This window comes from Microbacterium sp. 2216-1 (assembly GCF_046507855.1).
Taxonomy (GTDB): Bacteria; Actinomycetota; Actinomycetes; order Actinomycetales; family Microbacteriaceae; genus Microbacterium; species Microbacterium esteraromaticum_C.
In genome coordinates this window covers 1,072,359-1,085,840 of record NZ_JBKFTM010000001.1, presented here as the reverse complement: position 1 = coordinate 1,085,840, position 13,482 = coordinate 1,072,359, and the positions used below count along the sequence as shown (strand labels likewise).

At 67.3% G+C, this 13,482-nt stretch carries 13 protein-coding genes; 2 read left to right on the top strand and 11 right to left on the bottom strand.

Features of this window, described 5'->3' with window-relative positions:
* Positions 1-110: 110 nt before the first annotated feature.
* Both ACLD0U_RS04980 and ACLD0U_RS04975 read right to left on the bottom strand, forming a co-directional pair.
* Positions 111-458 (bottom strand): hypothetical protein, encoded by a 348-nt coding sequence (locus ACLD0U_RS04980; protein WP_179411039.1) that lies wholly within the window; start codon positions 456-458, stop codon positions 111-113.
* Positions 455-937 carry a hypothetical protein gene (locus ACLD0U_RS04975; RefSeq protein WP_179411040.1) on the bottom strand — a complete coding sequence of 161 codons (483 nt, stop codon included), beginning with the start codon at positions 935-937 and terminating at the stop codon, positions 455-457. Before ACLD0U_RS04975 ends, ACLD0U_RS04980 begins: the two co-directional genes overlap by 4 nt.
* A 68-nt stretch (positions 938-1,005) precedes the next feature.
* Here ACLD0U_RS04975 and ACLD0U_RS04970 point away from each other — a divergent pair, with 68 nt between their 5' ends.
* Positions 1,006-1,929: a hypothetical protein gene (locus ACLD0U_RS04970; RefSeq protein WP_410339994.1), complete on the top strand. Its 924-nt coding sequence runs from the start codon at positions 1,006-1,008 to the stop codon at positions 1,927-1,929.
* Positions 1,930-1,933: 4 nt separating this feature from the next.
* Here ACLD0U_RS04970 and ACLD0U_RS04965 read toward each other — a convergent pair whose 3' ends face one another.
* From ACLD0U_RS04965 to ACLD0U_RS04935, 7 genes are read right to left on the bottom strand one after another with little or no spacing between them, the layout of a single operon-like run.
* The gene (locus ACLD0U_RS04965; protein WP_410339993.1) at positions 1,934-2,692 is read right to left on the bottom strand and encodes a copper homeostasis protein CutC; all 759 of its coding nucleotides are present in this window, start codon (positions 2,690-2,692) and stop codon (positions 1,934-1,936) included.
* A complete protein-coding gene (locus tag ACLD0U_RS04960) occupies positions 2,689-4,032 on the bottom strand; it encodes an alpha-L-fucosidase (protein ID WP_410339992.1) in 1,344 nt (447 codons plus the stop codon). Before ACLD0U_RS04960 ends, ACLD0U_RS04965 begins: the two co-directional genes overlap by 4 nt.
* Positions 4,033-4,034: 2 nt before the next feature.
* The gene (locus ACLD0U_RS04955; RefSeq protein ID WP_410339991.1) at positions 4,035-5,609 is read right to left on the bottom strand and encodes a M81 family metallopeptidase; all 1,575 of its coding nucleotides are present in this window, start codon (positions 5,607-5,609) and stop codon (positions 4,035-4,037) included.
* A gap of 30 nt (positions 5,610-5,639) precedes the next feature.
* Entirely contained in the window at positions 5,640-6,557 is a 918-nt protein-coding gene (locus ACLD0U_RS04950) for an ROK family protein (RefSeq protein WP_410339990.1), read from the bottom strand.
* Positions 6,558-6,588: 31 nt separating this feature from the next.
* The gene (locus ACLD0U_RS04945; RefSeq protein WP_224817718.1) at positions 6,589-7,518 is read right to left on the bottom strand and encodes a carbohydrate ABC transporter permease; all 930 of its coding nucleotides are present in this window, start codon (positions 7,516-7,518) and stop codon (positions 6,589-6,591) included.
* Positions 7,508-8,419 (bottom strand): carbohydrate ABC transporter permease, encoded by a 912-nt coding sequence (locus tag ACLD0U_RS04940; protein WP_179411046.1) that lies wholly within the window; start codon positions 8,417-8,419, stop codon positions 7,508-7,510. The genes ACLD0U_RS04945 and ACLD0U_RS04940 overlap by 11 nt, the downstream gene beginning before the upstream one ends.
* 25 nt (positions 8,420-8,444) lie before the next feature.
* Positions 8,445-9,698 carry an ABC transporter substrate-binding protein gene (locus ACLD0U_RS04935; RefSeq protein ID WP_224817717.1) on the bottom strand — a complete coding sequence of 418 codons (1,254 nt, stop codon included), beginning with the start codon at positions 9,696-9,698 and terminating at the stop codon, positions 8,445-8,447.
* 183 nt (positions 9,699-9,881) lie between these two features.
* Between ACLD0U_RS04935 and ACLD0U_RS04930 the strand changes: the two genes are divergently transcribed.
* Positions 9,882-11,036: an ROK family transcriptional regulator gene (locus ACLD0U_RS04930; RefSeq protein ID WP_179411047.1), complete on the top strand. Its 1,155-nt coding sequence runs from the start codon at positions 9,882-9,884 to the stop codon at positions 11,034-11,036.
* Positions 11,037-11,043: 7 nt separating this feature from the next.
* On the opposite strand, the gene ACLD0U_RS04925 is transcribed toward ACLD0U_RS04930, so the two are convergent.
* Positions 11,044-12,309, bottom strand: coding sequence for an alpha-L-fucosidase (locus tag ACLD0U_RS04925; protein ID WP_410339989.1), 1,266 nt, complete (start codon positions 12,307-12,309; stop codon positions 11,044-11,046).
* Positions 12,310-12,398: 89 nt separating this feature from the next.
* Positions 12,399-13,469, bottom strand: a complete 1,071-nt coding sequence (ilvC, locus tag ACLD0U_RS04920) for a ketol-acid reductoisomerase (protein ID WP_274368842.1) — start codon at positions 13,467-13,469, stop codon at positions 12,399-12,401.
* Between the last annotated feature and the right edge of the window lie 13 nt (positions 13,470-13,482).

Here is a 13,482-nt window from a genome sequence, read left to right as displayed (position 1 = left end):
GCAATCGGGACACACTTTACCCGAGCAACCGAGTGCGTCCCGACCGTGTGACACGACGTCCGCCCCGGCTCTGGCCGCGGCACAGGTCGGGTCAGGTCAGCGGTCAGCGGTCAGCTCAGCAACGAAGCACCGTTGCGCAGCGCGTAGCTGAGTGTGTCGAGCCAGAACACTGCGCTCAGGCCGAGACCGGCGAGCATCACGAGGGTGAATGCGCCGAGTGAGCGCCGTCGACTGAGCGACAAAGCGATGACGAAGACGACCATGGGCACCAGTGCGGGCAGCAGCAGCACCGCCCATCCATAGCCGCTGAGCCCGGCCTGCGCCATCTGTGTCAGGTAGAAGATCGCGGTCCACACCAGAAACGCGTAGGCCATACCGAACAGCCCGACGAGGGCGCCGTGCATCGCCGACCTGAGCTTGCCCGGCGCGGTCTGCTGAGGTGTCGTGCTCTCGCTCACAGCGCAGCACCTCCCCCGGCGACGACGAACGGCCACGGCACCAGCAGCAGCGCTCCCACGATCAGGCCCGTGAAACGCACCCAGGTCTTGGAGTCGCGCGTCAGGACGAGCACGGCGGCGAACCACAGCGCCGGCGCGAGCACGGCGATCCCCAGACTGCCGAAGTAGAACGGCGCGGGCAGCATGAACATGGCTTTCGACAGCATCCCGGCACCGCCGACGAACCAGCCCACCGAGTACAGCAGGTAGACACCGCCGAGGATGCCGAGCATGAGCAGCGCGACGGTTCCGATGCTCTCGTCGCCGTCATCCTCCATCGCGTCCGCAGACGTCGCCGGGTCGGATGCCACCGCCGACGCTTCTGCGGACTTCGGTCGGCCTGCCGGCGTCGCCTTCGGCGTGCGCTGCTCCGGGCGTCGCGCTTCGAGCGCGTCGTCTCCGGCCCAGCTGAGGGCGTCGTCCTCGGGATCGGAACTCATGGCTCCAGCGTACCGATCCGCACCACCTCTCCCCACTAAACTCGGGGCGACACCCCTGGGAGGCACGCGTGACCGACAGCGCTGACGAGACGACGAACACCGAGGCGCCGGCGCGCTCCGAGCACCGCGAGTGGACGCCCTCCCCCGCGGGGAAGAAGAAGGCGACCACATTCCGATGGATCGCGATGGCGCTGTGGATCGTGGCCATCGCCGGCGAGGCCATGGCGATCTTCTGGCTTCTGCCGCAGCGCGTGGTCACCGGCGCTGACGGCACTCTGCTGCGCGATGCCGACACCGGCCTGCTCGAGCAGCAGGGTGCGACGGTCGAGTTCCCGCAGTGGGCGTTCATCACCCTGCTGGTGATGCTGGTCGTGATCGCGGCTCTCGCCATCACCGGTTCGGTGCTGTGGAAGAAGGCCAACCGCCTCGACCCCGCGCGGCGCTCCGACACCGTGCGCTTCTTCGTGCAGAACCAGCTCGGCGCGATCATCGCGATCATCGCCTTCCTGCCGCTGGTGATCCTGATCTTCCTGAACAAGGACATGGACAAGGGCCAGAAGGCCACCGCCGGCATCCTCGGTGTCGTGCTCGCGGGTGTCGCCGTGTTCGTCGGCGCCGACTTCAACCCATCGTCGGTCGAGCAGTACACCGCGGACCAGTCGACGGTCATCATGCTGCTCGGCGAGGACGAGGTCACGTGGGTGGACGGCGGCTCGGTGTACCACGTGTGCGACACGGTCTCGGATATCCAGACCGGCAGCGAGATCCGCTACGGCACCACCGGCGAGGCCATCGAAGCGCGAAAGGAGCGCCTGACGCTGAAGTTCGTGTCGGAGCTGCAGAAGTGCGGCCTGCCCGTTCCTGAGAACGCCGACGAGATCACCGACGCACTCCGCTCCATTCAGGCCGGCGACGTCGTGACGCTGCCCGCGCCGGTCTGGGCAGACGGCGACGCACCGGTGATGATCGAGGATGCCCCCGCGGGCGAGTGATCGGCTACGCCGCACTCACCGCACGGTCGAGAGCGGCACGCGCCGCGGAGGCGATGGCGGGGTCGGTCACGTCGTACCCCGCCGTTCCGCCGCCCGGACCGCTCGGCGATGCATCGGTCGAGCGCCCTCGCGCCGACAGGTGCACAGCATCGGCTCCCGCCGCCACGAAAGCGGCGATGTCGTCGGCACGGACGCCCCCACCCGGCATGATCTGCATCCGCCCCGCCGACTGACGCACGAGCGCGGTGATCGTGTCGAGTCCGTCGATGCTGCGCGCGGCGCCGCCGCTGGTCAGCACTCGGCGCACGCCGAGATCGATCAGCTGCTCGACGACCGACACCGGATCAGCAAGCGTGTCGATGGCGCGGTGGAACACGACATCCGCGTCACCTGCGGCATCCGCCCACCGCGACATCGCTTCGACGTCGATCTCACCCCGACGGTCGAGAGCGCCGACGACGACCGCGCCGGCGCCGCGACGCACGGCATCGCGAACGTCGGAGGCAACCAGTGCGATCTCTTCCGCGTCGTAGACGAACCCACCCGACCGGGGCCGCACCAGGACGGCCAGTCGTTCGGGCCGACCGGCCGCCGCCAGCACGGCATCCACCGTGCCGGCCGACGGCGTGAGACCGCCCGTCTCCGCGAGCGCCTGACACAGCTCGACCCGATCGGCGCCGGCCGCGAACGCCGCACGGGCGCCCGCGGCGTCCTGCACCGCGATCTCGAGCTGAACGGCCGATCCGCCAGGCTCAGCCGTCATCGCAGAGTCGCGACCGCGACGGCGTCACCACGCAGCGCGTCGGGGATGACCAGCGTCGACGTGCCGTCGCTTGCCGGCACGCTCTCGGCAATCGAACCGTCCGCCCAGCGAGCCTCGCGTTCGGCCAGCTCTGCGGGCACGATCAGCTCACCGGATGCCGGCTCGAGGGCGTGCACGTGCACTCCCTCCGACGAGGTCGTGTAACGCACCGGGCGCAGCGGTTCGCCGAAGCGCACCCACGGCCGCGTGCCGTAGATCACGCTGCCATTCTCTGTCAGCCACGCGCCCATGGCGCGCATCGCCTCCAGCTGCAGCGCCGGGATCGAGCCGTCGGCGGCAGGTCCGACGTTGATGAGCAGGTTGCCGTTCTTGGAGACGACATCGACGAGCATGCGGATCAGCTCGGCGCCGGAGAGCGAGTGCCGATCGTCTTCGGCCTGGTTGAAACCGAACGAATACCCCAGACCGCGCGTGGACTCCCACGGGTGCTCGAGGATGTCGGGGATGTGGCGGTACTCGCGGGTCAGGAAGCCGTGGTACGGCACTCCCCAACGGTCGTTCACGACCCCCTCGGGCACAGCATCGAAGTATCGGCTCAGCAGTGCGGCGACGGCGTAGTCGTCAGCGCCCTTTCCCCCATCGGGCCACTCGATGTCGTTCCAGAGCACGTCGGGCGAGAACTTCTCGACCAGTTCCTCCAGCTGGGCGGCCGAGTAGCGGGAGAAGTGCTCGTCGTGACGACGGAAGCGGAACAGATCGGTGTCGGACTCGATCGCGGGAAAGTCGCTGACGTGCCAGTCGAGCGCCCCCGAGTAGTAGACCCCGAACCGCGCGCCGGCACGACGCGTCGCATCGTGGAACTCGGAGATGAGGTCACGCTTCGGACCGCGGGCCACCGAGTTGAACCCTGTGGTCGCGGTGTTCCAGAGGCAGAAGCCCTCGTGGTGCTTGGTGGTGGGGATCACGTACTTCGCGCCGGCACCGACCAGCTCGCCGACGAACGCATCAGCGTCGAACGCCGAGGCATCCCAGAGGTCCGCGAGGTCTTCGTACGACGTTCCGGGGCCGTAGACCTGCTGGTGACGTTCCCAGGTTGGGCTGCCGGCGATCCGCACGGTGTTTCCGTACCATTCGGCGTACTGGTGCCACGCGTACGCATCCTCAGCGGGGATGTTCACGCCCTCACCGTGCTGCACCGCCCATGCAGGGACCGAGTACAGGCCCCAGTGCACGAAGAACCCGAGCTTCGCGTCGCGGTACCACTCGGGAACGCCCTGGGTCGGGTACGACGGGGCAGCGGCGCCGAAGTCGGGGCCGGTACGGGTCTCGAAGTTCAACATGCTCAGCTCTCCTGACGTCGGCTCACGTGCGCCGTGAGTGCGGGGTTTCCGGTGGTGTCAAACGGGTAGACGCCGGGTGCGAGGTCGCTGTGTCCAAGGCGCAGCAGATCCTGGTCGACCCCGCCCGGTGTGAGCGCCAGCGTCCAGTCCGCGGCGAGGTCATAGAGCTCCGGCTCCAGATAGCCGATCTTGACCACGACGATGTCGGCGTTCTCGGGGTCGAGCCCCAGCATGCGGAAGTCGTCGAGGTGATGGAACGGCTTGCGGCGAGAGGTGATGATCGCGTGCAGACCGCCGACGCTGATGACCGCCTGGGTGCCGGCATCCGCGTCGCCCTCGGTGATCGAGAAGACCTCACCGCTGATGCGCACCGGGCCCGCCGGGCCCGCGTCGACCCCGGCACCGGCCTCGAGCACGATCTCAGCGCCGACGCCGGCCGCCTCGGCGGCTTTGACCGCGTCCGCGTCGAAGATCGAGGCGACGAGCGTCGTGACCGATCCGTCGGTGAGTTCTGGACGCCCCAGCAGTTCGGTGAGCGTCCAGGTGACATCTCCTGCGCCGCCGGCCGTCGGGTTGTCGCCCGAGTCCGAGATCAGGTACGGACGGGCGGCGCCCGGTGCGAGCGCCTTCTGCAGCGCACCGTCGAGCGTCGCCGTCGGTGCGACGAACACGAAGTCCTCGCGCGCGTCCCAGAACATGCGAGCGACGCGCTCGGCCTCCTGGGCGATGAGCTGCTGGTCGTCGCCCATCACCATCACGTACGCCTGGCAGCGCGGTTCGTCGGCCCACGCGTATCCGATCCAGACCGACGCGTCGATCACGCCATCCATGGCCTCGATCCCGGGCAGCTCGGCGTAGATGCCGGCGGCGGGCTCCAGGCGCGTGCTGGTCTTCTCACCGGGCAGCAGCACCGGAACCGGCACCCAGGCCCGATACGGGCGACGCCGCAGCGGGTCGGCACCATGCTCGCCGCGCAGACGCGCGAGCAGGTTCCACACCGCTCGCTCCTTCGTGTTCATCCAGTCCTCGTGCGGCGCCATGCGGTAGCAGGTGAGCATGTCGACCTCGTCACGCAGGACCTCCGACACGTTGCCGTGCAGATCCATCGACGATGAGATCAGCGTCGCGGGACCGAGCGCCTCGCGGACGGCGACGGCGAGGTCGCCTTCGGCGTCCTTCATGCCGATCACACTCATCGCGCCGTGGATGTCGAAGAAGAAGCCATCGAAGGGTCCGTCACGACGGATGCTGTCGCGGATGCCCTCAACGATCGCATCCTTCATCCGCTGGTACGTCTGCGGTGCCACCGCTCCCCCGGGAAGGGATCGCCCGTGGTAGATCGGGGTCCACCGTGCCGCCGCCCTGAGCTCGCGTCCCTCGTCGAGGAACGGGTAGTACCCGAGGAGGTCCTCATCCGTGCGGATCGTGAACGCCTCGTCACCCGAGACGTGCGGCGAGAAGGTGCTGGACTCGATGGAGATGCCGGCGATGCCGATGCGGGGCGCGGTGAGTCCGCGCTCGTGCGCATCGGGCAGCGCGCCCATCCAGATCTGACTGGCGTCGAGACGGTCGGTCATGGTGCTCTTTCTGTACGGGTGGAGGACGGATCAGGCGACGGGAACGAGGGCCAGGGCTCGCGCCGAGGCGATCGCGCCGAGCGCGACGGCATCGGCACCGTGGGTGGCGGGGCGGATGCGCAACGGGATGCCCGTGACAGGGGCATCGGTGCGCAGGGCATCGTCGATCCCCGGCTGCAGCAGGTGCCACGCGCGTGCCACACCACCGCCGACGATCGCGTCGGAGATATCGAGCAACGCCGCGGCACTGGCACACGCCGTACCGAGCGCGCGCCCCGCATCATGGAATACCGCCAGCGCATCGGCATCCCCCGCATCCGCCAGCGCGGCGACCTCACGCGAACCGGCAACAGTTCGCCCGGTGCGCGCCGTGTAGCGCAATGCGATGGACGTGCCCGATGCCAGGGTCTCGAGGTGCCCGGTCTGACCGCACGTGCAGAGGAGGTCTCCGTAACCAGGCGTGTGACCGATCTCTCCGGCCGCGCCATGCGGCCCTCGACGCAGTTCGCCGTCCATCAGCACAGCGCCGCCCACTCCGGTGCCGAGCATCACACCGAGCACGTCCTGCTCGTGCGGCGATGCCTCACCGAGCAGGAAGGCGTTGACGTCGTTCTCGACCGTGACCACACAACCGAGACGATCCGCGAGCTCGCTGGCGAGCGGAAAGCCGACCCAGTCGGTGAACGTGGCGGATGCCGCACGAATGGAGCCGGACTCATGGTCGATCACTCCCGCGGCGCCCACCCCGGCCGCACGAACGGTGCGGCCGGATGTGAGCTGGTGCACCAGACGCGCGGCAGCGTCGGCCACGGCCGATCCCCCGTCGGCGACGGGAGCCGGTGCCTCGCCGCGGGCGAGCACGCGTCTGCTCTCATCGCAGACGAGGACGGCGATCTTGGTACCGCCGATATCGATACCGACGAGCAGCGGCCCCTCGAAAGAAGGCATGGTTGTGCCGTGATGGTCTGTCATAACAGTGTCAGCGTCCTCCGAGGCCGGCCATGGCGATGCCCTTGACCAGGTGCTTCTGCAGCGCGATCACGAGGATCGTCGTCGGGATCATCGAGATGATCGACGCGGCCATCTGCAGATCCCATCGAGTTCCGGTCAGGCCCGAGAAGCTCGCCAGACCCACAGGCAGGGTGCCGAGGTTGTTGTAGTCGACCGTGACGATCAGCGGCCACAGGTACGAGTTCCAGAACGAGAGGAAGGTGAACACCGCCAGCACAGCGACCGCCGACTTCGACAGCGGCAGGATGATCTGCAGGAATGTGCGCACGGGGCCGGCACCATCGACGCGAGCGGCTTCTTCGAGCTCATACGGGATGCCGCGGAAGAACTGCCGCATCAAGAACGTACCGAACGCGCCGAACGCGAACGGGAAGATCAGTGCTTGGTACGTGTCGACCCAACCGAACCACTGCATGACCTGGAACATGGGGATGACCAGCACCTCGGCCGGCACCATCAGCGTCGCCAGGAACAGGACGAAGACCGCGTCGCGGCCCTTCCACCGCAAGCGCCCGAAGGCGTAGCCGGCGGTCGTCGACACCACCAGGACGACGAGGGTTCCGGCGACCGAGGTGAACAGCGAGTTGCCGATGTAGGTCCAGAACGGACCGTACTCGAAAACCTCGGCGAAGTTCGACCAGCGGATCTCAGAACCGAACAGCGACGGCGGCATCGCGAACATCTCGCCATTGGGTTTGAGCGCCGAGAAGAACGCGTAGACCAGAGGCAACATGAACAGCAGCGCAGCCACGTAGATGGTGATGTGTGCGAGCACCAGGCGCACGCGCTCCCAGGGTGTCATCGGCGCACGCCCCGAGCGACGCTCGACCTCGACGTGCTCTTCGCCGTCGCGGGTCACCAGCGTCCGGGTGTCGGACTCTGCGACGTCAATGCTCATAGTGCACCCACCTCTTCTGCGCCTTGAACTGGATCGCGGTGACGGTGATGATCAGCGCGAACAGGATCCACGCGCCGGCAGCGGCCAGACCGAGGTCCTGGAACTTGAAGCCCTGGTTGTAGATCCACATCACCAGCGGTTGTGTGGCATTGCCAGGGCCACCACCGGTGAGCATCTGGGGTTGGACGAACACCTGCAACGAGGTGATCATCGTCATGATCGTGGCGAAGAAGATCGCCGGCGAGATCATCGGAACCATGATGCTCCACGTCATCCGGAACCCGCGGGCACCGTCGATACGCGCGGCCTCCATCACGCTTTCGGGCAGCTGCTCCAGGGCAGCCGAGAAGATCAGCATGTTGTAGCCGATCCCCTGCCAGACGCTCATGACGACGACCATGATCATCGCCCAGTTCTTGTCTGCCAGGAAGTTCGGCAGCTCGACGCCGAACCAGGTCTGCGCCAGGCCGTTGAACAGCCCCTGCGGTTGCAGCAGCATCTTCCACACCAGCACGTTGGCCACCATCGGGGTGACGACGGGGATGAAGAAGAGCACACGCAGCGCACCGCGTCCGCGAATGCGGGGTCCGAGGCCGATGGCCAGCGCCAGCGAGAACACAACGCTCAACGGCACGTACAGCAACGTGAACACAATCGTGTTGCGCAGTGCGGGGAGGAAGTTGGGGTCCTCGAAGAGGCGGGCGTAGTTCGCCCCGCCGTTGAAGGTGCGCTCGCCGAACGTCGGCCAGTCGAAGAAGCTCATCACGATGGACAAGACGACCGGCACGATCGTGAAAAGGGCGAGGCCCACCAGGGCTGGGCTTGCGAAGCCCAGCGCCTGGCGCGCCTCGACCTTGGCGAGCGACCCCGAGCGCCGCTTGGGCGCGTTCGTGATCGTCATCTCTCGCTGTTTCTGTTGGGTGTGGTCAGTTGCCGAACTGCTGCTGAGCGGACTCGAGCACTGCCGACATGGACTCCTGGCCGTTGTAGATGCTCACCAGCGACGGCTGGACGAACGTGCCGACCTTGGCCCAGTTGTCAGACACGTACTGACCCTGGACGTTCTCGAAGGCGGCGACGAAGGTGGCCTCGACCTGCTCACGGTATGCCTCGTCGAGCGACTCGAAGTAGAGCGGCTGGCTCTCGGCGCGTGCCGGGTAGCTGCGGCCCGAGGAAGCGATGTAGTCCTGTGCGTCCTTGCTGAGCAGGGAACCGAGCACCTTCAACGCGTCTTCCTTGTTCTCGCAGCTCTCGGCGATGCCGTAGCCCGAGCCGAGGATCAGGCTGAGGTTGCCGTTCTCACCCGTCGGCAGCGGTGCCATACCAGCGGCGAACCCCGCGTCGTTGGTGAGGTATCCGACGGCGTTCCAGGTGCCGTCGACGGCCATCGCGGCGTTCTCGCTGGTGAACTGGTTCTCGCCCCAGCCACCATCCGAGGCGGATGCCACGGGCGCGGCGACCTTCTGCTCGGTCACCAGACCGGCGTACCACTCCGCGGCGTCCGCGAAGGCGGGGTCGGTGAGCTGCAGCGTGCCATCCTGTGCGACCGGCTGCACGCCGCCCTTGGCGATCGGGAGCGCCTGCCACTGGAAGTCGCCCATGCCGATGCCGAAGCCGTACTTGCCATCGGTGGTGGCCTTGGCCGCGATCGCTTCGAAGTCGTCGAAGGTCCAGCCGATGCTCGGCAGGTCGGCGCCCGCGGCGGTGAGCTGGTCCTCGTTGTAGTACGTCAGCATCGTTGCGACATCGAAGGGCACACCGTACATGTCGCCCTTGTTCGAGAGGATCTCGAGGCTGCCCTCTGCGAAGTCAGACGCGGCCAGGCCGGCAGTGGCGAGGTCGTCGTCGGTCAGCTTGGTGAAGCCCGAGGTGTAGCTGGCGAGCATGCCGGAGTTCATGCCGGTGACGCAGGCCATGTTGCCGGAGGCCATGTTGGTGGTGAGCTTGGTGAAGAAGTCACCCCACGGTGCCGTGCGCAGCTCGACCTTGATGTCCGGGTTCTGCTCGCGCACGACATCCATCTGCGCCTCCAGCGCAGCCGTGTCGTCCTCGCTGCCGGCCCACATGTCGACGACGATCGTGTCGCCGTCCGCTGCACCACCACCTGCACTGGTGCAACCCGTCAGTGCAACCGCTACGCCAGCAACGGCGACCACTGCACCCACACGCATCTTCTTCATTGAATGTCTCCTCGCGGAAAGGTCATTTGATTCGGGTATCGAAACAACTTAGTGTTTCTCTGTACGAAGATACGCTGTCATAGTTCGCGACATGCCGCAACCCGAACATCCGATCTTTAGCCCCCGCACGCGGCATCCGCGTTGCCGGTAGCCTGACCAGCACCGACTCCAGAAAGCGAGCACATGAGCCCCACTCCTGACCACACGTCGGAGGATGCCGCCGTCCGGCTGATCCTCGACCTCGTCGCCCGCGGCGAGGCCGATTCCCGCAGCGAGCTCGCTGCGCGGCTCGGGATCGCCCCCTCGACGGTAGGGCTGCGCGTGCAGCGCCTGCTCGATGCCGGCCTTCTCGTCGAGGCCGGCGACGGCGCCTCGCGCGGTGGACGCCGCCCGCGCGTTCTGCGGCTCGCCCCCGACAGCGGCGTCGTGCTCTCGGTCGATCTCGGCGGTGGTCACGCCCGCATCGGCCGACACGACCTCAGCGGCGCGCTGCAGCAGGTGCACACCTTCGACATCGATCTCTCCGACGGCCCCGTCGCCACCCTTGACACGCTCGTGCCCGCCCTGCGTGAGCTGACGGGCGAACATCGACTGCACGCCGTCGGTGTCGGTCTGCCCGGCCCGGTGGACATCACCACCGGCTCCGTCGATCAGCCCTCGCGCATGCCCGGCTGGCCCGCGTTCCGAGTCGGCGAACACCTGCGGGCGAGCCTAGACGTGCCGGTCGTCGTCGACAACGACGCCAACCTCGCGGCGCTCGGCGAACATCGCGCACAGCTGGGCACCACGGGGCACAGCATCACCGTGAAGGCCGGAACCGCCGTTGGCAGTGGGATCATCGTGGCCGGCGACGTGCACCGCGGCGCGACGTCCGCAGCCGGAGACATCACCCATACGCGCATCGACGGCAGCGGCGACATCCCCTGTTCCTGCGGCAACACGGGGTGCCTGGAGACGGTCGCGAGCGGCGCCAGCCTCGTTCGCCAAATGCGCGAGCGCGGGCGGTCCGATGTCGCCACCACGAACGACGTACTCCTGCTCGCACGCGATGCCGACCCGGTCGCGACCACGCTCGTGCGCACGGCGGGCACGCATCTCGGCCAGGCACTGTCCGGCGTGGTGAACTTCTTCAACCCGCATGCGGTCTTCCTCACCGGCAGCATGAGCGCCTCAGAGCCCTTCATCGCCGCGGTGCGCAGCCGCGTGTACGAGGCGTGCCACCCCCTGGCGACGCAGACCCTGCGCATCGAGGCCGCCGTCACGGGCGCCGACGCGATCCTGCACGGCGCCGCACGCCTCGCGCTCGATAGCCTGGAGTTCTCGGCCACCGCCGCCTGAGCGGCGCTCAGAGCCCTTTCAAGGTGAGCTCGATCACGGGCATCAGTACGTCGGGGCGCCGTACCGGAAGGTGCACGGTGAGAGTGCCCGCCGCCTCACCCGCGGGCGTCATGTGCGACGCCTGCTGCTCCGGATCGGAGACGGTTGTCTTCAACCACGAACCATCGTTGAGCAGACGCGCGAACGAAACCTTGTCACCGAGGTCGGGCAGGTGCACGAAGCCGAGCGGCCAGCTGAACAGATGCAGGTACAACCGGTCGCCACGCCGGGTGTACACACCCTCACGAGGGGGCGTGAAGTCGGCGTGCCCGGCACCGACGATGGCGTCACGATGCAGCAGCATCCACTGCCCGATCTCGTCGAGCGTGTGCGCGTCGCGCGGCGCGATCGCACCGCGTCCGTCCGGCCCGATGTTCAGCAGCATGTTGCCGTCCATCGACACCGAATCGGCGAGCATCTGAACCAGCAGCGTCGGCGACTTCTGGTCCATGTTGTCGCGGTGGTAGCCCCACGATCCGTTGAGCGTCTGGCAGGCCTCCCAGACCTGCGGCACACCACCCACGGTCAGCGGAGCCGTCGGCTGGTACTGCTCGGGAGTGACGAAGTCGGCCGGGATGCCCAACCGGTCATTCACCAGCATGTCCGGCTGCAGCTCTCGGCACATCGCCAGCAGCTCGGACGCCGCCCAGTCCTCAGGGCCCTTGCCCGCCCAGCCGTCCTTGTGCTCCGGGTAGGTGAAGTCGAAGAACAGGTAGTCGATCTGCCCGTACTCGGTCAGCAGCTCCCGCACCTGCCCGTGCAGGTACGCGCGATACCGTGCCATGTCGCGGCCCGCGTTGAGCTCGCCGGCGTTCGGGTCATCGCGTCGGGGGTGCACCCAGTCCACCGTGAAGTCGGGGTGATGCCAGTCGATCAACGAGTGATACAGCCCCACCTTGAGGCCCTCGGCGCGTAGCGCGCCGACGTACTCGCGCACCAGATCACGTCCACACGCGTCGACCGATGTGAAGTCCGTGAGCTTCGAGTCCCACAGGCAGAAGCCGTCGTGGTGCTTCGTGGTGAGCACCACATAGCCCATGCCGGCCTCTTTGGCGGTGCGGGCGATCTGCGCAGCATCGAATCGGTCGGGATCGAAATGATCGAAGTACGGCCGGTAGTCGGCGTCGGTGATCCGCTCGTAGTTCTGGACCCACTCGTGGCGCGCTGCCACGCTGTAGATGCCGAAGTGCACGAACAAGCCGAACCGGGCGTCATCGAACCATTGCTGTCGCATGCCTCAAGTCTGGCACAGACATCCGATGTCTATGCCCGCAGAGACAGAAATGGGCACCCCGCGGGGTGCCCATTTCTGTGGTTGAAGGATCAGCGTGCGGCGCTGCCCTCGACGTAGTCCTCGTCCTGCGACTTCCAGGCGAACAGCGAACGCAGTTCCTTGCCGGTGACCTCAATGGGGTGACCCTGCTCCTTCTCACGAAGGGCCAGGAACTCCTCGGCACCGTTGTCCTGGTCGTCGATGAAGCGCTTCGCGAACGCACCCGACTGGATGTCGGACAGCACGGCCTTCATGCTCTCCTTGACGCGCTCGTCCACGACGCGCGGGCCCGAGACGTAGTCACCGAACTCAGCGGTGTCGGAGATCGACCAGCGCTGCTTGGCGATGCCGCCCTCCCACATCAGGTCGACGATGAGCTTGAGCTCGTGCAGCACCTCGAAGTACGCGATCTGCGGCTGGTAGCCCGCCTCGACGAGCGTCTCGAAACCGGCCTGCACGAGGTGGCTCATGCCACCGCAGAGAACGGCCTGCTCGCCGAACAGGTCGGTCTCGGTCTCTTCGGTGAAGGTCGTCTTGATCACACCGGCGCGGGTGCCGCCGATCGCCTTCGCGTACGACAGCGCGGTCTGCCAGGCCGAACCCGACGCGTCGCGCTCGACGGCGATGATGTCCGGGATGCCACGACCTGCGACGAACTCACGGCGCACGGTGTGGCCGGGCGCCTTCGGGGCGATCAGGATCACGTCGACGCCCTCGGGCGCGTCGATGTAGCCGAAGCGGATGTTGAAGCCGTGCGCGAAGGCAAGCGTCTTGCCCGCGGTCAGCTTGTCCTTGATCGAGTCGGTGTAGATCGTGCGCTGGTGCTGGTCCGGCGCGAGGATCATGATGACGTCCGCCCACTCGGCAGCGTCGGCGACCGTCTTGACGGCGAAGCCGGCCTCTTCGGCCTTGGCGATCGACTTCGAGCCCTCCTTGAGGGCGATCGCGACCTCGACGCCCGAGTCGCGCAGGTTCATCGCGTGCGCGTGGCCCTGCGAGCCGTAGCCGACGATGGCGACCTTCTTGCCCTGGATGATCGAGAGGTCGGCGTCGTCGTCGTAGAAGATCTCGGTGCTCACTTGTGTTTCTCCTTGATAGTGGTTCGGATGTGGGCCCGGCACGGGACGTCGGGCC

What these genes read in the sequence shown, in the direction of transcription:
- ACLD0U_RS04975 (WP_179411040.1), bottom strand. Translation starts at nt 937, where the DNA reads ATGAGTTCCGATCCCGAGGACGACGCCCTCAGCTGGGCCGGAGACGAC.
- ACLD0U_RS04965 (WP_410339993.1), bottom strand. Translation starts at nt 2,692, where the DNA reads ATGACGGCTGAGCCTGGCGGATCGGCCGTTCAGCTCGAGATCGCGGTG.
- ACLD0U_RS04960 (WP_410339992.1), bottom strand. Translation starts at nt 4,032, where the DNA reads ATGTTGAACTTCGAGACCCGTACCGGCCCCGACTTCGGCGCCGCTGCC.
- ACLD0U_RS04955 (WP_410339991.1), bottom strand. Translation starts at nt 5,609, where the DNA reads ATGACCGACCGTCTCGACGCCAGTCAGATCTGGATGGGCGCGCTGCCC.
- ACLD0U_RS04950 (WP_410339990.1), bottom strand. Translation starts at nt 6,557, where the DNA reads ATGCCTTCTTTCGAGGGGCCGCTGCTCGTCGGTATCGATATCGGCGGT.
- ACLD0U_RS04945 (WP_224817718.1), bottom strand. Translation starts at nt 7,518, where the DNA reads ATGAGCATTGACGTCGCAGAGTCCGACACCCGGACGCTGGTGACCCGC.
- ACLD0U_RS04940 (WP_179411046.1), bottom strand. Translation starts at nt 8,419, where the DNA reads ATGACGATCACGAACGCGCCCAAGCGGCGCTCGGGGTCGCTCGCCAAG.
- ACLD0U_RS04935 (WP_224817717.1), bottom strand. Translation starts at nt 9,698, where the DNA reads ATGAAGAAGATGCGTGTGGGTGCAGTGGTCGCCGTTGCTGGCGTAGCG.
- ACLD0U_RS04930 (WP_179411047.1), top strand. Translation starts at nt 9,882, where the DNA reads ATGAGCCCCACTCCTGACCACACGTCGGAGGATGCCGCCGTCCGGCTG.
- ACLD0U_RS04925 (WP_410339989.1), bottom strand. Translation starts at nt 12,309, where the DNA reads ATGCGACAGCAATGGTTCGATGACGCCCGGTTCGGCTTGTTCGTGCAC.